Source organism: Herbiconiux dendrobii, assembly GCF_052048175.1.
Lineage (GTDB): Bacteria > Actinomycetota > Actinomycetes > Actinomycetales > Microbacteriaceae > Herbiconiux.
Window position 1 is genome coordinate 754,769 of record NZ_JBLZQV010000001.1, and the last position, 16,922, is coordinate 771,690.

13 protein-coding genes are annotated in these 16,922 nt (G+C 70.4%); 5 read left to right on the top strand and 8 right to left on the bottom strand.

Annotation, left to right across the window (positions count from 1 at the left end):
* Positions 1-5 precede the first annotated feature (5 nt).
* The 6 genes from ACN4JJ_RS03515 to ACN4JJ_RS03540 all read right to left on the bottom strand — a co-directional run bounded on the left by ACN4JJ_RS03515 (position 6) and on the right by ACN4JJ_RS03540 (position 8,191).
* Positions 6-911, bottom strand: coding sequence for a glycosyltransferase family 2 protein (locus ACN4JJ_RS03515; protein WP_440708513.1), 906 nt, complete (start codon positions 909-911; stop codon positions 6-8).
* A complete protein-coding gene (locus ACN4JJ_RS03520) occupies positions 908-2,089 on the bottom strand; it encodes a glycosyltransferase family 4 protein (RefSeq protein WP_440708514.1) in 1,182 nt (393 codons plus the stop codon). Before ACN4JJ_RS03520 ends, ACN4JJ_RS03515 begins: the two co-directional genes overlap by 4 nt.
* 145 nt (positions 2,090-2,234) lie before the next feature.
* A complete protein-coding gene (locus ACN4JJ_RS03525) occupies positions 2,235-3,356 on the bottom strand; it encodes a glycosyltransferase family 2 protein (RefSeq protein WP_440708515.1) in 1,122 nt (373 codons plus the stop codon).
* Between the two features lies 1 nt (position 3,357).
* Positions 3,358-4,566 carry an ABC transporter ATP-binding protein gene (locus ACN4JJ_RS03530; protein ID WP_440708516.1) on the bottom strand — a complete coding sequence of 403 codons (1,209 nt, stop codon included), beginning with the start codon at positions 4,564-4,566 and terminating at the stop codon, positions 3,358-3,360.
* A gap of 3 nt (positions 4,567-4,569) precedes the next feature.
* On the bottom strand, positions 4,570-5,484 hold the full coding sequence (locus ACN4JJ_RS03535; protein ID WP_440708517.1) for an ABC transporter permease: 915 nt from the start codon (positions 5,482-5,484) through the stop codon (positions 4,570-4,572).
* Between the two features lie 109 nt (positions 5,485-5,593).
* Positions 5,594-8,191 carry a glycosyltransferase gene (locus ACN4JJ_RS03540; RefSeq protein ID WP_440708518.1) on the bottom strand — a complete coding sequence of 866 codons (2,598 nt, stop codon included), beginning with the start codon at positions 8,189-8,191 and terminating at the stop codon, positions 5,594-5,596.
* A 63-nt stretch (positions 8,192-8,254) separates the two neighbouring features.
* On the opposite strand from ACN4JJ_RS03540, the gene ACN4JJ_RS03545 reads away from it, so the two are divergent.
* The 4 genes from ACN4JJ_RS03545 to ACN4JJ_RS03560 all read left to right on the top strand — a co-directional run bounded on the left by ACN4JJ_RS03545 (position 8,255) and on the right by ACN4JJ_RS03560 (position 12,042).
* Positions 8,255-8,779: a hypothetical protein gene (locus ACN4JJ_RS03545; RefSeq protein WP_440708519.1), complete on the top strand. Its 525-nt coding sequence runs from the start codon at positions 8,255-8,257 to the stop codon at positions 8,777-8,779.
* Between the two features lie 109 nt (positions 8,780-8,888).
* Positions 8,889-9,149, top strand: coding sequence for a nucleotide exchange factor GrpE (locus tag ACN4JJ_RS03550; protein ID WP_440708520.1), 261 nt, complete (start codon positions 8,889-8,891; stop codon positions 9,147-9,149).
* On the top strand, positions 9,149-9,958 hold the full coding sequence (locus tag ACN4JJ_RS03555) for a rhamnan synthesis F family protein (RefSeq protein WP_440708521.1): 810 nt from the start codon (positions 9,149-9,151) through the stop codon (positions 9,956-9,958). Before ACN4JJ_RS03550 ends, ACN4JJ_RS03555 begins: the two co-directional genes overlap by 1 nt.
* A gap of 11 nt (positions 9,959-9,969) precedes the next feature.
* Positions 9,970-12,042, top strand: coding sequence for a glycoside hydrolase family 99-like domain-containing protein (locus ACN4JJ_RS03560; protein WP_440708522.1), 2,073 nt, complete (start codon positions 9,970-9,972; stop codon positions 12,040-12,042).
* 39 nt (positions 12,043-12,081) lie between these two features.
* Here the strand turns inward: ACN4JJ_RS03560 and ACN4JJ_RS03565 are convergent, their stop codons facing one another.
* Together ACN4JJ_RS03565 and ACN4JJ_RS03570 are read right to left on the bottom strand one after the other, a co-directional pair.
* Positions 12,082-12,618 carry a TetR/AcrR family transcriptional regulator gene (locus ACN4JJ_RS03565; protein ID WP_440708523.1) on the bottom strand — a complete coding sequence of 179 codons (537 nt, stop codon included), beginning with the start codon at positions 12,616-12,618 and terminating at the stop codon, positions 12,082-12,084.
* Positions 12,619-12,700: 82 nt separating this feature from the next.
* On the bottom strand, positions 12,701-14,065 hold the full coding sequence (locus ACN4JJ_RS03570) for an MFS transporter (protein ID WP_440708524.1): 1,365 nt from the start codon (positions 14,063-14,065) through the stop codon (positions 12,701-12,703).
* A gap of 103 nt (positions 14,066-14,168) precedes the next feature.
* Here ACN4JJ_RS03570 and ACN4JJ_RS03575 point away from each other — a divergent pair, with 103 nt between their 5' ends.
* A complete protein-coding gene (locus tag ACN4JJ_RS03575) occupies positions 14,169-16,904 on the top strand; it encodes a hypothetical protein (RefSeq protein ID WP_440708525.1) in 2,736 nt (911 codons plus the stop codon).
* The last annotated feature ends 18 nt before the right edge of the window (positions 16,905-16,922 follow it).

A 16,922-nucleotide genomic window follows, 5' to 3' on the forward strand; every position in this document is an offset into this window, starting at 1 on the left:
ATACCCTAGCCTCCGGCCTTCGAACGGCGGCTGACGACTGTCGAGCGGAGTGTCAGTCCGAGCGACAGCGCCGTGCGCACCGGCCAGAGCAGCGCACCGGAGTACTTCTTGGCCAGGAACCGCTTCGCGCTCTCGTGATGGGCCTGCAGCATCCGGCCCGATTCCCCGCCCGTCGTGGAGTGGGCACCGGTGTGCACCACGGCCGCCGCGGGTTCGTAGACGTTCCGCCAGCCGGCCTCGCCGAGGCGGTAGCCCAGGTCGACGTCTTCGAAGTACATGAAATAGCCGGTGTCGAAGCCGCCGAGGGCGTCGAACACGGAGCGGCGGATGAGGAAGCACGATCCGGAGAGCCAGCCGGCGTCCCGGCGCACGGGGTTCTCGCCCACCTGCACGCGGTACGACCTCGTCCAGGGGTTGTTCGGCCAGACGTTCGCGAACAGCGCGTGACCGATGCCGTTGCGGATCGAGGGCACCGAACGGGCCGAGGGATAGGCGCTGCCGTCGGCCTCGAGGATCTTGGGGCCGATCGCGCCGGCATCCGGCAGCTCGGCCATCGCCGCGACCAGGACGTCGATCGAGCCGGGGCGCAGCAGCACGTCGGGGTTGCTGACGAGCACGAAGTCGATCGCAGGATCGAGGGTGGCGACGACCTCGTTGATGGCGTGCCCGTAGCCGAGATTGCCGCTCATCGGCCGGTAGTGCACCGGCACCTCGGGGGCGGCGGATGCGGCGGCGGCGATCGCGGCCTCGAGCTCGGGCCGGGCGGAGGAGCCGGGCTTGTTGTCGGCGACGTGCACCTCGAGGCGCGCCTGCTCGGCCGCAGCGGGCACGGATGCGAGGAAGGGCACGAGCACGCGGAGCGAGTCGAAGCTGACCGTGACCACGGCCACACGTGTGGGGGCGGCGCTCATGCGGCCGCTCCCGTGCCGGCGCCGGTTCCCGTCTCGGCACCCGTCTCGGCATAGACCTGCTCGTGCACCCCGGCGCAGGCGGCCCAGGTGAAGGAACGGGACCGCTCGAGGGCGGCCGCTCCGAGCGCCCGGCGCCGCTGGTCGTCCGCCAGCAGCGCACCGAGCGCCGCGGTCATCGACCGCTCGTCGGGTTCGGTGTAGGCCACGGCCTGGCCGCCGACCTCGGGGATCGAGAGCCGGTCGGTCGTGAGCACCGCGGCTCCGCACGCCATCGCCTCCAGCACCGGCAGGCCGAACCCCTCACCGAGCGAGGGATACGCCACGAGCCGTGCGCCGCCGAGGAACGACGAGAGCTCGTCGAGGGGCAGGTACCCGGCCTCGACCACGCCCGAGTCGGCGCGGAGGTCGTCGAGCATCCGCGCCGCCTCCTCGTCCCACCCGCGGGAGCCGGAGAGCACCAGGGCGGGGGAGTCCTCGCCGCGGGCGGCGCGCTCGCCGCGGAGCCCGGCGTAGGCCCGCAGCAGGGCCGGCACGTTCTTGCGCGGCTCGATGGTGCCGAGGAACGCGATCCAGCCCTCCGGTCCGTCGAGGCGGTGGTGCCGGCCGAAGTCGGTGACCGCGGAGGCCGCCGGTGGCGCGAACACCTCGGCGTCGACCCCGAGGTAGGCCACCCGGATGCGCTCGGCGTCGATGCCGACGGCGTGGGCCACGGCGTCGGCGGTCGCCCGGCTGGGGGCGATCAGGGCGCTGGCCGACCGGGCTGCGCGCCTGGTCCAGAAGGTGAAGAAGGTGCGCTTCAGCCGCGAGTGCACCTCCGGCTCGCTGAAGAAGGTGGCGTCGTGCACGGTCACGATGCGGGCGCGCCGGGTGAGCAGCGGATGCGTGTAGTGCGGCGAGTGGATGGCGCGCACACCGAGTTTCGCGGCCAGTCGGGGCAGCCCGGCCTGCTCCCAGGCGAAGCGCACGGGGCGAGACCGGAGGGAGGCCGGGCCGGCGTGGTAGCGGTGGCCGGGAGCGGCCAGCCGCAGCCGCGCGATGTCGGTGGGCTTCGCCACCACCTCGAGAGCGATGCCGCGTTCCTGGAGGCCGCTCAGCAAACCCTCGATGTACCGGGCCACCCCGCCCCAGTTCGGCGGCAGCGAGGTCGCGTCCAGGAGGACGGGGATCTGTTGGCTCACCGGATCAATCCTCGGCTTCCTCTGGGGCAGCGAGCCCGAACAGCGCGCAATCCAGCATACTCATCGCGCGCCGGGACCGTCCTGAGGCCGTGCGGCGTGCGCGGCGGCGTGGGGGGCGTGCGCGGGGCAGCGTGCGTGTGCCGGCTCAGTCGTCGACGAGGAACTCCGCCACCGCGGAGCGCGGGACGAGGGAACGGCGGTCGATGCGGGCACGCAGGCGCAGGTTCGCGGGGGCGAGGCGCAGGGCGGAGCCCAGCGAGCGCGCCCGGCGGCGCGCGTCGGTGCGGTTCGCCGCCGACGGGCGCAGCGCGGCGCGGACGGCCGATCGGACGGTGGCCGCCGAGGTGCGGGCGGCGGCGGTGAGCGCGACCCGAGCCGGTGCGGTGCGCAGGGCGACGAGCATCCGGTTGCGTTCATTGCTGAAACGGAATATCTCGCTCCCGGTGCCGGAGGAGGCGGCGTGCGCGTGCCGCGCGGTCGCCGTGGGCTCGTACCGGATGCTCCAGCCGCCCCGGCGCAGACGCCAGGACAGCTCGGTGTCCTCGTAGTACATGAACAGGCTCTCGTCGAACAGCCCGGCCTGCCCGAGCGCCGAGGCGCGCAGCACCGCGGCGCCGCCGCAGAAGCCGAACACCTCACCCGCCGGGCGATCGGCGCCGGCGGCCCCGCCCACCGGCCGCAGCCAGTCGCGGTCGCGCCCGTTGCCCGAGCGGGTCATCTCGTTGCCCGTGCTGTTCAGCAGCTCCACGCCGTCGTCGTCGGTGCCGCCCGCAACCCGCCGCCAGAGCGCGCCGTCCGGGCCCACCAGCCCGCCGTCGCCGGGCGAGCCCGTGACGGCCTGTCGCCACCGCCCCTGCAGCACGATCCGCGCGGTCACCGCGCCGGCCGCGGGTTCGGCCCACAGTGCGCGCACCAGGGCGGCCACGAAGCCCGGCTCCGCCACGGCGTCGTTGTTCAGCAGCACGTACGCATCGGCGGGGCACGCGCGGATGCCGGCGTTCACACCGGCTCCGAAGCCCCCGTTGCGCCCGGCATCCACCACGAGGTGCTGCGGATGGCGCTCCCGCAGTTCCTCGAGAGAGCCGTCGCCCGATCCGTTGTCCACGATCACGACCCGCAGCCGGATGCCCGGCAGCGTGCCCTCAGCAGCCAGCCCCGTCTGACGCTCCAGCGAGGCCACCGCCTCCGAGGTCAGCGCGGGCTGCCGCCAGTTCACCAGCACCGCGGCCACGGTGATCTCGGCGGACGACCCGTTCGACGCGATCATCTCAGGCTCCGAGAACGCGGATCTCCGGCTCGGCGTGCAGGATGCCGACGGCCAGTTCGTAGTGCGGCACGTCGAACGACACGGCCTGCGGCACGTCGGCCAGGTGCTTCTTCTCGGAATCCATCAGCGTGGAGTTGATGAAGTACTTGCCGGTGCCGAACTGCGCCCCGCGGATGACGAACTCCACGGTTCGGGGCTCGCGCAGGGTGCCCATCGACACGCCCAGACGCAGCGACGCGGTGCCGTACACCGGCACGCCCTGCACGTTGTCGATCTGGATGGCGGCGATCCAGTCGTCAAGGCCCGTCGGATGCCGGTAGGTCACGCGCACCACGAGGTCGTCGCCCGGGCGCACCGGCTCGCCCTCGGCGCGCCCGGCGGCGTGCACCGTGGTGGCGAGGATGGAGCCGTTGTCGACCGGGATCTGCTCCTCGTGCTTGGCGTTGTGCGCCTCGGCCTCCTCCTGCCGGCGCCCCTCGAGCACCTCGCGGAAGTCGCGTACGGCCTCGTGCGGCACGCCGTCGAACAGCACCTCGCCGCGGTTCAGCAGCACCGCGCGGTCGCAGAACTCGGTGATCTGGCCGAGCGAGTGGGTGACCAGCACGATCGTGCGGCCCTCCCGCTGGAAGGAGCGGATCTTGTCGAGGCACTTGCGCTGGAAGGCCTCGTCGCCCACCGCCAGCACCTCGTCGACCAGCAGCAGGTCGGGATCGACGTGCACGGCCACCGAGAAGGCCAGTCGCACGTACATGCCCGAGGAGTAGAACTTCACCTGGGTGTCGATGAAGTCCTTGATGCCCGAGAACTCCACGATGTCATCGAAGTAGAGGTCGGTCTGCTTGCGCGAGAGGCCGAGGATCGAGGCGTTGAGGTACACGTTCTCGCGGCCGGTGAGGTCTTGGTGGAAACCGGCGCCGAGCTCGAGCAACGCGGCCAGGCGGCCACGGCGCCGGATCGAGCCGGTGGTGGGCTGGATGATGCCGCCGATGGTCTTCAGCAGCGTCGACTTGCCCGATCCGTTCGGCCCGATCAGGCCGATGGTCTGGCCCGAGGTGATCTCCAGCGACACGTTCTTCAGTGCCCAGAAGTCCTCTTTGAACTGCTTCGAGCGGCCCGCGTTCACCAGGCGTTCCTTGAGGCTCTTCTCCTTGCGGATGATGAAGCGCTTCGAGACGTCGTTGACTTCGACGACGGGGGTATTACCGGCCACGGATCACAGCTCCTGTGCGAAGTCGCCCTGAAGGCGGCTGAAGACTCGTTGGGCGCCGAACAGGGCCAGCAGCCCGATGGCGGCGGCGATCAGCATCCGCAGCGCCAGGTGGGGGAGGGGCACGCCGTTGGACGCTTCGCTCCAGAAGGCCTCCTGGAAGCCGAGCACCGCCAGCGTGATGGGGGAGTTGACGTACACCTCGAGCAGCCACTGCGGCAGGATCGCCGCGGCCTGCTGCCAGGAGTAGAGGATGGGCGAGGCCCACATGAGCAGCAGCAGCACCACCTCGACGAGGTACTGGATGTCGCGCAGGTACACGTTCAGGGCGCCGAGCAGCAGCGCGATGGCGGTTCCCCAGATCAGGATCAGCACGAGGGCGCCGACCCCGAACAGCAGCTGAGGGCCGAACGAGAGGGTGCCGATGACGGCCGCCGCGATGATCAGGATGACCATCTGCACCACGAAGTTGAACAGCGCCGATCCGACGGCCGCCAGCGGGAAGATCTCCCGCGGCAAGTAGACCTTCTTCACCAGCCCCGCGTTGGCGATGATGGAGCCGGTGCCGGCTCCCACGATCTCGCTGAACAGCGTGTAGATGGTGAGACCGGCGAAGATGTAGACCGCGAAGTTCTCGATGTTGCGGGCGGCGCCCAGGAACTGGCCGATGACCAGGTAGTAGATGAACAGCTGCGTGAGCGGCTTGGCCAGGCTCCAGAGGAACCCGCCGGCGCTGTCCTTGTAGCGCGACTTCAGCTCGCGGCCGGTGAGCAGCCCGAGCAGCCGGCGCTGGGCCCAGATCTCGCGGACGGATGCCACGGTGCCGGTGACGCCCTTGCTGCTGCCGCCTGCGTACTGCCACGGCTCATCCTGCAGCCGGGCCGCTCGCGCGGCCGGGGACTCTAGTGCGGAGCCAGCCATATCACGGCCTCCAAGGCGTATCGTGCGGCAGCCGGAAAACTGCCGCGTTCGAGGATACATGACGCCACTGCGCGGCCCTCCCAGCGACGCGGGCAGGGTCGGCGGGGCCTCAGGAGCGCGACGCGCTGCGGTGGTTCAGGCGCGAGCGCACCTTGCCGGCGAGCGAGCCGAGGCCGCCGTTGGCGAGGTAGTGGCCGGCCAGCGCCAGGTCGCGGCGGAGGCCGTGGCGGCGGGTCGAGATGCGCTGGAACTTCTCCTCGGCCGTCACCGGACGGGCGCGACCGGGGCCGCCGCCGGCGAGCAGCGACGACGAGCCTCCGGATGCGGCGGGGTCGCCGGCGAGCGAGCCCAGCACGCGGTCGGCGGCCGGATGCGGGTCGCGGCAGAACTCCACCAGCGGCTTCAGCGTCTCGTCCCAGGTGAACTGCTCGCGCACCCGGGACACGGCGGCGACCGCCGCCTTGCGCTCGGGGGCCGCGTAGAGCATCCGCTCGAGGGCGTCGGCCAGGGCGTCGACGTCGCGTTCGGGCACCGAGACGCCGAGGCCCTCCTTCTCCACCAGGTCGCCGAAGCTGTCGCCGCGGGTCGTCACGATCGGCAGGCCCGCCCACAGGTAGTCGAGGATGCGGGTGCGGAACGAGAAGGTCGTCTCGATGTGCTCGAAGTGGGTGCTGACGCCCACGTCCGCCTCGAGCAGGTAGTTCTGCCGGTCGTCGAGGTCGACCCAGGAGTCGTTGAAGAACACGTTCTTCCCGGTGAGCCCCAGATCCGCGGCGAGCTGCCGGGTCTTCTGCACCACGGCCATCTCGGGCACATCCGGGTTCGGATGCGTCACGCCCATGAAGAAGAGCTTCACGTTCTTGCGGCGCTCGGCCAGCTGGCCCACGGCCCGCACCAGCGTGAGGGTGTCGAACCAGTTGTAGATGCCGCCGCCCCAGATGACGACCTTGTCGGTCTTGCCGATGCCGGGCACCACACCCCGGATGGCGTCGCGGGTGTGCCGCGGGGGCGTGGAGTCGAGCCCGAACGGCGCGAGCGAGATCAGCTGGTCGAGGGTGTCGTCGGCGGCGTAGTTGGCCGGGTTGATGCGGCCGAGCGCGGCCAGCTGGCCGAGCCAGAACAGCCGCTGCCGCTCGGAGGCGCAGAGGAAGAAGTCGGCCCGGGCCAGCTGCTGGTTCAGCACGTCGGTGGCCGAGCGCACGATGTTCGTCCAGCGTTCGGTGCCGAACTCGCGGCCCTGCTCGAGCTGCTCGAGGTGCATCGGGTCGTAGATGTCGGCCACGATGATCTTCTGCGACTTCTGCAACGTGGTGAAGTGGTGCAGGGCGTAGCCCTGGAAGAAGATCACGTCGGCCCACTGCTCGTGCCGGCGCATCTGCCGCTCGTTCTGCAGCTGCACGTGCTCCACCTCGAAGCGGTCGGAGGTGCGCGCCGCCGCGTTCCAGGTGAGCAGCCGCACGTCGTGCTCGGCCGAGAGCGCCTCGCTGATCTTCCAGGCGCGAAGCCCCGGCCCCGCCATCTTCTCGCCGAGCGCGTCGCCCGTGATCACCAGGATGCGCCGCCGGTCGGTCGAGGCCTCGATGGAGAAGGCGTCGACCACGGCTCGGAAGCCGGAGAGGTAGGAGGAGCCGCCCAGCAGCGGGTGGATCATGTTGCCGAACAGCCGGAACAGCTCGCCGTCGGTGCGCCGCCGGCCGGCCTGGATCGTGTCGCGCGACACGCTCAGCGACTCCAGCTCCTCCACGAACTGGTCCAGGGCGAACAGTCCCGCCAGCGACTCCTTCGAGACGGGCGTCGTCTCGTCGAACTCGGCCGCGGCATCCGTGCGGTCGAAGCGCCGGATGTCGAAGGCCTGCGAGTCGAGGTCGCTCTTGGCGACCGCGCGGCGGGCCAGCAGCGCCATGGCACCGGGCAGGAACCGCGCCAGGTTCTCGTCGGAGAGGTTCTTGTAGAGCGTGGCCAGCGCATTGCGCTCGAGCAGATAGCTCTCGCGGTACGGCCCGAAGCTGCGCATCGAGGCGTGGTGCTTGTGGAAGACCGCGGATGCGGGTGCGAACCGCACCCGGAGCCCCGCGAGGTTGAGCCGCCAGCCGAGGTCGACGTCTTCGTAGAACATGAAGAAGCGCTCGTCGAAGCCGCCGGCCGCCTCGAAGGCCGAGGCCCGCACGAACAGGGCCGATCCGGTGCCGTAGAGGATGTCGCGCGGGGCCTGGAAGCGCTCGTCGTCGGGCTGGTTCTCGTGGTCTTTGTAGCCCATGCCGAACCAGGTGAGGCTGCCGCCGACGAAGTCGACCACCTTGCCCTCCCAGTCGAGCACCTTGCTGCCGACCGCGGCGACCGAGGGGCTGATGTCGAACTGCTCGATCGCCCCGCGGATCCACTGCGGATGCGGCTTCGCGTCGGAGTTGAGGAAGGCCACGAACTCGCCCCGGGCGGCCTGGGCGCCGAGGTTGGAGCCGCCCGCGAAGCCGAGGTTCTCGGCCGACTCGATCACCCGCACCCGGGTGTCGCCGGCGAAGGCGGCGGACAGGCGCGCCAGGCTGTCGTCGCCCGATCCGTTCTCCACCACGACGACGTCGAGCTTGTCGGCGGGCCAGTCGACGGCCGCGAGCTGCGAGACGCACTCGATCGTGTCGTCGGCCCCGCGGTAGTTGACGACCACCACGGACACGACGCCGGATTCGGCGGGCAACGCTCTCTGCTTCACCCGTTCAGCCTATCGCCGGTGCGCCTGGCGGCATCCGGAGCGGCCGTGCCTAGGATCGGTGCCATGGTTCGATCGACACTGCTCCGCCTCACCGTCAGCTCCCTCCTGGCCGTCTCGGCGGGCGTCGCACTGGCCGGCTGCGTCGACGGATCGGCGGCGCCGTCGAGCACGCCCACCCTCACCGCCAGCAGCACTCCGACGCCCACCGCCACCCCCACGCCGACCGCCACGAAGACGCCGGCCCCGTCGCCGACGCCCACTCCCACGCCGACCCCCACCGCTCCGGTGATCACGCCGGTGAGCGTCGAGATCATCAACGCGGCGTACGACCCCTCCTCCTCGGCCATCTCGGTGGCGGGCATGGTGACCGACCTGGTGAGCTCCACCGGCGTCTGCATCGCCACCGCCACCCAAGACACCCAGTCGGCCTCGGCGCAGTCGCCCGGCATGGCGGATGCGGCCGTCACCTACTGCTCGAACCTCGCCGTGCCGCTGCCCGCCGGCGCCACCGGCACCTGGTCGGTGGAGCTCTCCTTCGCCGACTCCACGCACTCCGGATCCACCAGCACGACTGTCTCGGTCGGCTGAGCGGCGGGCCGCTGGGGGCCGCCCCTCGCATTCGGCTGGCTCGCAGGCTCCGACATCCGTAGCCCACTACGATGGATTGGTTTCCCCTGTCGAAAGTGCGGTAGCAGCGATGAGCTCAGTCCCTCCCACAGGCGACGTCGACGTCGCCAACGAACTGCGCGAACTCCGCCTCGAGGTCGCCGCCTTGCGCTCCCAGCTCGCCCGTCGCACGGCCGAGACCGAGGAGTACCGCCGCCGGCTCCTGGCCGCGCGCAACCAGAGCGAGCGCTACAGCAGCCAGCTCAAGGCCCTGCGCTCGTCGACCTCGTGGTCGATCACGCGGCCGCTGCGGATGCGGCGGCGCAAGGCACTGAACAACGGCTGGACCTGATGGCCGGTACCGTCCTCGAGCAGGTTCTGCACCGCACCCTCATCGAGAGCCCGCGGAAGGTGCTGCCCGCCGGTGACCGCGTGGCCGTGGTGGCGAGCTGGGGCCGCAGCTCCCGGGCGTCGCTGTCGCTGTCCTGGATGGTGGCCCGGCTCGAGGAGCAGGGCTACGCGGTCGTCGTGGTGCGGGCCTCCGACGACACCGAGCCGCTGGACTGGTCGCGCGGGCCCGCCAACGACGCGATCGTCGTGCGCAAGCCCAACATCGGGTACGACTTCGGCTCGTGGGCCACCGGCCTCGAGCTCTTCCCCGCCATCCGCTCCAAGCGCTACGTCATCATCACCAACGACTCCCTGGTGGGCCCGTTCGGCAGCCTCGAGCCGATGGTGGCCGACTTCGAGAACTCCTACTACGACGTCTGGGGCGGCACCTGGACGAACCAGTACATGCCGCACCTGCAGAGCTTCCTGCTGGGCTTCCGCGACGGCGTGCTGGCCGACCCCGCGCTGCGCTACTTCTGGAAGAACCTTCCCGAGCAGCCCACCAAGTTCGACATCATCGACAAGTACGAGCTCGGGCTCAACCGCCTGCTGCAGGGCGAGGGCTTCGTCACCGGGGCCTGGTTCGGCTACGAGCAGGTCGTGGACTACACCCAGAACCCCACCATCCAGGGCTGGCGCGGGCTGCTCGACCTGGGCTTCCCGTTCGTCAAACGGGAGCTCGTGGTCAACCCCGGTATCGTGGGAGACGGTTTCCGGGTGCCTGCGGTGATCGCGGAGAAGTACGGCGTCGATCCGGCCGACTGGATCTAACAAAGGGAACAATGAGACGAATCACCATCGGCGGCGTCAAGCGGCGAACGGGGCGCGCGCTGAAGCGGGCCGGCGAGATCCTGGCGGATCCGCCCGCGACCACGCGGTCCGACGACTTCCCGGCGAGCTTCGGCACCTGGGCGTACAACCGCGGTTCCCGCCTGAAGGCGCTCTACCCGGGCGAGTGGAAGAAGCAGTTCCTCGCCGAGGCGCCTACTTCCCGTGTCGCCGTGGTCGTGCACGTCTACTACACCGACCTGCTGCCGCAGATCCTCGAGTCGATCGCCGCCATCCCGGTGCCGTTCGATCTGCTGGTCACCAACGCCTCCGGCGAGGACATCTCGATCGACGCGGCGGCCCTGCCGAACGCCGACCGCGTGCAGGTGTTCGCGCTGCCGAACCACGGGCGCGACATCCTGCCCCTGGTCTCGCTGGCCAACGCCGGCCTGCTCGACCCCTACGAGCTGGTGTTCAAGGTGCACACCAAGAAGAGCGCCTGGCGGGAGGCGCACGAAGAGCTCGGCGGCTCGGGAGACCAGTGGCGCGAGGGCTTCTTCAGCGAGCTGGCCGGTTCGGTCGACACCATCACGCGCGTGCTGAACGAGTTCGCGAGCGATCCCTCGCTCGGCATCCTGACCTCCACCGGCAACGTGCTCGGCCCGGAGTTCTGGGGCGGCGACCGCGACATCGTGGCCGCGCTGCTCGGCCGGATCCAGATCGACTTCGACGAGGAGGCGCTGCGCTTCGCGGCCGGCTCCATCTACTGGATCCGCGGCTTCCTGCTGCAGGGCCTGCGCGCCTTCGAGCTCTCCGCCTCCGACTTCGAGGAGGAGGCCGGGCAGGTCGACGCCACGACCGCCCACGCCATCGAGCGCATCCTCGGCATCGTCGCGGGCGAGGCCGGGTACGTCATCCGTGACGCCTCGAGCCTCGCGGATGCCGCGGGAGAGGCATCCGGCACCGCAGGGGTCTCCGCCGCCGGAACCGCCTTCGAGCGCTACCGCCCCGACACGGAGGTGCTGCCGCGCGCGCGGGTCATCCCGTTCTACCTGCCGCAGTTCCACACCTTCCCCGAGAACGACGAGTGGTGGGAGAAGGGCTTCACCGAGTGGTCGAACGTGGCCGCCGGCGTGCCGCTGTACCCGGGCCACATCCAGCCCTTCCTGCCGAGCGAGCTCGGCTTCTACGACCTGCGCTCGCCCGGTGTGCGCGACGCCCAGTATCGACTCGCGGCCTCGGCGGGCATCGAGGGCTTCATGTACTACTACTACTGGTTCGCCGGCAAGAAGCTCATGGAGCTGCCGGTCGAAGACCTCGTCGCCGGCGACGGCGATCAGCCGTTCTGCATCATGTGGGCGAACGAGAACTGGACCCGCCGCTGGGACGGCAGCGAGAAGAACATCCTGATCGCGCAGGACTACGACCGGGTGCCGGCGAAGCAGTTCATCCACGACGTGCTGCCGCTGATCACCGACCCGCGCTACATCCGCATCGACGGCAAGCCGGTGATCGCGGTCTACCGCATCACCCAGATCCCGGATCACGTCGAGACGGTCGCGTACTGGCGTCAGGTCGCCGAGGAGGCCGGGCTGGCCGGTCTCACCATGGTGACCGTCGACGTGGGCGGGTCGATGCAGGGCATCGAGGGCGGTGTGGCCGAGCACGGGCTCGACGCCTCGCTCGAGTTCGCTCCGCACAACATGTTCTGGGCCTCGCTGCCCCGCGAGGGCCGCGGCCTCGACTACCGCTTCCAGGGCAACTTCCTGGGCTACGGCGCGATGGCCGCCGCGGCGGAGGACAAACTGAACTCCGCGTCGCCGGACGGCCGCTACCCCGGCGTGATGGTGAACTTCGACAACACCGCCCGCCGGCAGTGGCAGCCCGACATGTGGTACGGCTCGAACCCGTTCACGTTCCGCCGCTGGCTGAACACCACGGTCTCGTCGGTGGCCGACCGGGAGCGCGACCAGCGGGTCGTCTTCATCAACGCCTGGAACGAGTGGGCCGAGGGCGCCGTGCTCGAGCCCTCCCAGCGCTGGGGCCGCACCTACCTCCTGGCCGTGCGCGACGTGCTCTTTCGCTAGTCCCGCCGGCAGCGGGTCGGAGGGTCTGCGGCTCGAGGGTCAGCGGCTCAGCAGGGTGGAGATGCGCTCAGCGAGGGCCGCGCGCAGCTCGGGCGTGATGGGTTCGCTGCCGAAGGCGTCGTACGACCAGAGGCCGTCGGCGGCCAGGCGCAGCACGAATCGGTCGAACTCCGCCGGATCCGTCGCCGCCTGCTGGGGGGTCGGAGTCCAGCGGCGCTGCACGACGTTCCAGGGCTCGGCGAGGCGCGGATCCGACGACGACTCGATCACCAGGGCGAACTCCGCGCCGCTCGCCGACTCCATCGCCACCCGCGCGTAGGCCGCGATCCGCTCGTCGGGCGTCGCCTCCGCCGCGGTCTTGCCGGCCGCCGCCTCCAGCTGCTCCTCCCAGCGCGCGGATTCGAACTCCTGCAGCGCGAGCATCAGGGCGTCCTTGTCGCGGAAGTGGTACATCATCCCGCCGCGGGTGAGCCCGGCCTCCTCGGCCGTGGCCTCGAGGGTGAGCCGGCGCACCCCGTCGCGCTCGACCACGCGGGTCGCGGCCTCCAGGATGCGGGTGCGGTTGTTGGGGCGCATGATCCCATCCTCCTGTACTCGGCGCGCGGCCGGGGGCTCGGTGACCGGGGGCTCGGTATCCGGGGGCTCGTAATCCGGGGGCTCAGTGGCCGGTGAGGGCCGTGGCATCCGTTCGGCGCAAGAGGAACCAGGAGAGCCCGGCTCCGCCCACCAGCACGGCGGCCACGATCACCATCACCACCGGGTAACCGGTCTCGATCGAGAAGATCAGGCTGCCGAGCACGGCCACCGCCACGAGGCCGCCGAATTCGTAGGAGACCTCTTCGACGGATGCGGCCATCCCGGCGCGGTGCCGGGGAGCGCTGCCGACGATGGCCGAGGAGGCCGAGGCCATCACGAACCCGAGCCCGAGGCCGGCGACGACGAGCCCGGCCACCGGGCCGCCCCAGCCCGCGGGGAGCAGGGCGATGGCGAGCACCACGCCCACGGCGGCGATCCCGAGGCCGCCCGCGATCAGCATCCGTGGCCCGACGCGGTGCAGTACGGCGCCGCCGAGCAGGGAGCTCGGCAGCGAGCCCACGGCGAACGAGACGACCACCAGCCCGGCCTGCAGGGGGGTGAACCCCTCCACCAGCTGGAAGTACTGCGAGGTGGCGAGCTCGACGCCCGCCACTGCGAACAGCGAGAGCCCGGCGGCCACGACGCCCGCGGTGAGCGCGGGGATGCGGAAGAGGCGGAGGTCCAGCAGCGGGTAGGGCAGCCGGATCTGACGGCGGAGGAACAGCGTGAAGGCGACGGCGCCGACCACGGCCGCCACCCCGAGCACGGGCCAGGCGGGGTCGGCCTTCGTAGCCTCCTTGAGGGCCACGACGAGGCCGCCGAGTCCGAGCATGGCCTGCACCGACGAGAGCAGATCCCACGGGCGCGAGCGGTCGCGGTCACCGCCCGGGGCCACGATGGCCGTCGCGATCAGCGCGACCAGCACGACCGGCACGTTCACCAGGAAGACCGATCCCCACCAGAACACCTCCAGCAGCGCACCGCCCACGATCGGGCCGAGCGCGGCCCCCACCACGGCGACGCTGCCCCAGACGCTGATGGCGATGTTGCGCTCGCGCTGGTCGTCGAAGCTCACCCGGATCAGTGCCAGGGTCGCGGGCATCATCGCCGCCGCTCCGACGGCGAGCAGGCCGCGGGCCCCGATCAGCACCTCGGGGGTGGGGGAGAAGGCGGCCAGCACCGACGCGGCGCCGAAGACCACGAGGCCGATCACGAACATCCGCTTGTGCCCGATCCGGTCGCCCAGTGTGCCGGCACCCAGCAGCAGGCCCGCCATCACCAGGGGATAGGCGTTGATGATCCAGAGGCCCTCGGTGGCGTTCGCGCCGAGTTCGCGGGTGAGCGTCGGCAGCGCGGTGTACAGCACCGAGTTGTCGATCGTGATCAGCAACAGGCCCGCCGACACGGTCGCGAGCAGGATCCATCGCGTCGTCATCCGGGAGCTCATGCTCTAACTATACATTCATGAATGTAAAGTTTGAAGATGAGCGCGACTCGCCGATGATCAGGGGGTCTGGAGCGAACTCGAAGGGGTTCCCTAGGATGAATCCATGAGACGCCGTTCGACCAGGGGATTGCTTGCGGCCGGACTGAGCGTGGTTCTGGCTGCGGCCGGGCTTGTCGCCACCGCCGCCCCTGCCTCCGCACTGCCCGCCGAGAGCCCGGCCGTGTCGGTCGCGACGACTCAGGATGCCGCTCCGCAGGCCGCCGCTCCGCAGGCTGTCGAGCAGGCCGCCGCCCCGCAGGCTGTCGAGCAGGCTGCCGCCCCACAGGCCGTCGTGCAGGCCAACGCCTCCGACTTCGACCCGGGCAACATCATCTCGGACGCCAACTTCTTCAACGGCAGCGCCATGTCGGCGCAGGCCGTGCAGAACTTCCTCAACTCCCAGGTCTCCAGCTGCCGCTCGGGGTACACCTGCGTGAAGGACTACACGCAGAGCACCTGGACCCGCTCCGCCGACGCGATGTGCAACAGCTACACCGGCGCCTCCAACGAGTCGGCGGCCACCATCATCGCCAAGGTGGGTCAAGCCTGCAACGTGAGTCAGGCCGTGCTGATCGTGCTGCTGCAGAAGGAGCAGTCGCTGATCACCGACAACGCTCCGAGCGCCCGCCAGTACGCGGCGGCCACCGGCTTCGCCTGCCCCGACACCGCGCCCTGCGACGCCGAGTTCACCGGGTTCTACAACCAGGTCTACAAGGCGGCCTGGCAGTACAAGCGCTACTCCAACCCGCCGGGGACGACGGCGTTCTTCACCTGGTTCCCCGTGGGCAAGTACGCGAACGTGCGCTACCACCCCGACGCGAACTGCGGATCGTCTCCGGTGCTCATTCAGAACCAGGCCACGGCCGGCCTCTACTACTACACGCCCTACCAGCCCAACGCGACGGCGATGTCGAACGTCTACGGCGGCCAGAACGACGGCTGCTCGTCCTACGGCAACCGCAACTTCTGGCGCCTGTACACCGACTGGTTCGGCGACCCGCGCGGCTCGAACAACCCGCACGGCTCGCTCGACAAGGTGCTGGGCGTGATCGGCGGGATCCAGGCCATCGGCTGGGCCGTCGATCCCGGCACGGCCGACCCGACCTGGATCACCATCTCGATCGACGGGGTCAGCACCTCGTACAAGGCCGACTACCGGCTCGACTGGCTCCCCGGCCTGTACCCGACGCTCGGGCCCAATCACGGGTTCAGTCAGATCGTCGGCGCCAAGCCCGGGGCGCACACCGTCTGCGTGTCGAAGGCCAACGGCGTCGACCTCGGCTGCAAGAGCGTGACCGTGCCGTCGAACGACCGCGCGGCCGCCGCGCTGGACGTGGCGCAGGGAACGGCCGGCGGCATCCGCATCTCCGGCTGGTCGGTCGACAAGAAGAGCGCCAATCCGACGTACATCTGGGTGAACGTCGACGGATCGGGTGGCGCGTACAAGGTCGACAAGAACCTGAACTGGACCCCGGGGATGTTCCCGGGCGTGGGCAACCTGCACGGATTCGACCGGGTGGTCCCGGCCGCTCCGGGGCTGCACGAGATCTGCGTCTACGGCGTGCAGTCGCTGCTGATCGCGTGCAAGACCGTGACGGTGCTGCCCTTCGAGGTGGGCAAGGTCGAGAGCGTCACCGGCGTGGTCGGGGGCATCACGGTGAGCGGCTACAGCCTCGATCAGCGCACGACCGCTCCGACCTACGTCTGGGTGAACGTCGACGGCAGCGGCAGCGCACTCCGCGCCAACCTCGCCTCCGACAGCGCCGGCGCGGCCTACCCGGCCGCCGGCAAGAACCACGGCTTCCGCGGCACCTTCCCGGCCGCGCCGGGCAAGCACACCGTCTGCGTCTTCGGCACCACGGCCTCCACCCCCTACGGGTGCCAGGAGGTGACCGTACCGAACAACGAGGTGGGCAGCTTCGACTCCGTCACGGCGGAGATGGGCAAGCTCACGGTCACCGGCTGGACGCTGGACCAGACCTCGAAGGCCACCACCTACGTCTGGGTGTTCATCGACGGCAAGAGCGCCGGACCGATCAAGGCCAACCAGCCCCTCGGCTGGATCCCGCAGCTCTACCCGAAGTCGGGCCCGAACCACGGGTTCACGGGCACCTTCGCCGCCACCCGGGGAGACCACCAGGTCTGCATCCAGGGCACCCAGGAGAACGTGTCCTACGGCTGCAAGACGGTGACGGTGCCCTCCAGCGGCGCTGCAAGCCTGGACAGTGTGACGGCCGGCGACCGCTCGATCACCCTCACCGGCTGGGCGGTCGACCGGCTGTCGACGGCGCCCACCTACCTCTGGGTGACCGTGGACGGTCAGGGCGGCCCCTACCGCGTCGACAAGCCGCTGAACTGGATCAACGCGTACTTCCCGGGCGTCGGGCCCAACCACGGCTTCTCGATCACCGTGCCCGCCGGCGCCGGTCCCCGCAAGGTCTGCGTCGTGCACTCCTTCGACAACCAGGATCTCGGCTGCCGGACGGTCGACGTGCAGTCGCCCGGTGCGGCCAGCGTCGACTCCGTCACCGGGGTCAAGGGCGGCGTTCGGGTGCAGGGCTGGTCGGTCAACCGGGCCAGCACCGAGACCACCTACCTCTGGGTCGACATCCAGGGCGTCGGCGGCTTCCCGGTGAAGGCCGACAAGCCGCTCGGCTGGATCGACGCCTACTTCCCCGGGGTCGGGCCGAACCACGGCGTGGATGCGGTGGTGGCGGCTCCCTCGGGCACGAGACAGGTGTGCATCTACGCCACCTTCGACTCGAGGGCGATGGGCTGCAGCACGGTCACCATCCCCTGATCCGCCGCTTCGGCACGG

Excerpts from the sequence above, each read along its gene's own strand:
- ACN4JJ_RS03515 (WP_440708513.1), bottom strand. The coding sequence starts at position 911 with ATGAGCGCCGCCCCCACACGTGTGGCCGTGGTCACGGTCAGCTTCGAC.
- ACN4JJ_RS03525 (WP_440708515.1), bottom strand. The coding sequence starts at position 3,356 with ATGATCGCGTCGAACGGGTCGTCCGCCGAGATCACCGTGGCCGCGGTG.
- ACN4JJ_RS03535 (WP_440708517.1), bottom strand. The coding sequence starts at position 5,484 with ATGGCTGGCTCCGCACTAGAGTCCCCGGCCGCGCGAGCGGCCCGGCTG.
- ACN4JJ_RS03545 (WP_440708519.1), top strand. The coding sequence starts at position 8,255 with ATGGTTCGATCGACACTGCTCCGCCTCACCGTCAGCTCCCTCCTGGCC.
- ACN4JJ_RS03550 (WP_440708520.1), top strand. The coding sequence starts at position 8,889 with ATGAGCTCAGTCCCTCCCACAGGCGACGTCGACGTCGCCAACGAACTG.
- ACN4JJ_RS03555 (WP_440708521.1), top strand. The coding sequence starts at position 9,149 with ATGGCCGGTACCGTCCTCGAGCAGGTTCTGCACCGCACCCTCATCGAG.
- ACN4JJ_RS03560 (WP_440708522.1), top strand. The coding sequence starts at position 9,970 with ATGAGACGAATCACCATCGGCGGCGTCAAGCGGCGAACGGGGCGCGCG.
- ACN4JJ_RS03565 (WP_440708523.1), bottom strand. The coding sequence starts at position 12,618 with ATGCGCCCCAACAACCGCACCCGCATCCTGGAGGCCGCGACCCGCGTG.
- ACN4JJ_RS03570 (WP_440708524.1), bottom strand. The coding sequence starts at position 14,065 with ATGAGCTCCCGGATGACGACGCGATGGATCCTGCTCGCGACCGTGTCG.
- ACN4JJ_RS03575 (WP_440708525.1), top strand. The coding sequence starts at position 14,169 with ATGAGACGCCGTTCGACCAGGGGATTGCTTGCGGCCGGACTGAGCGTG.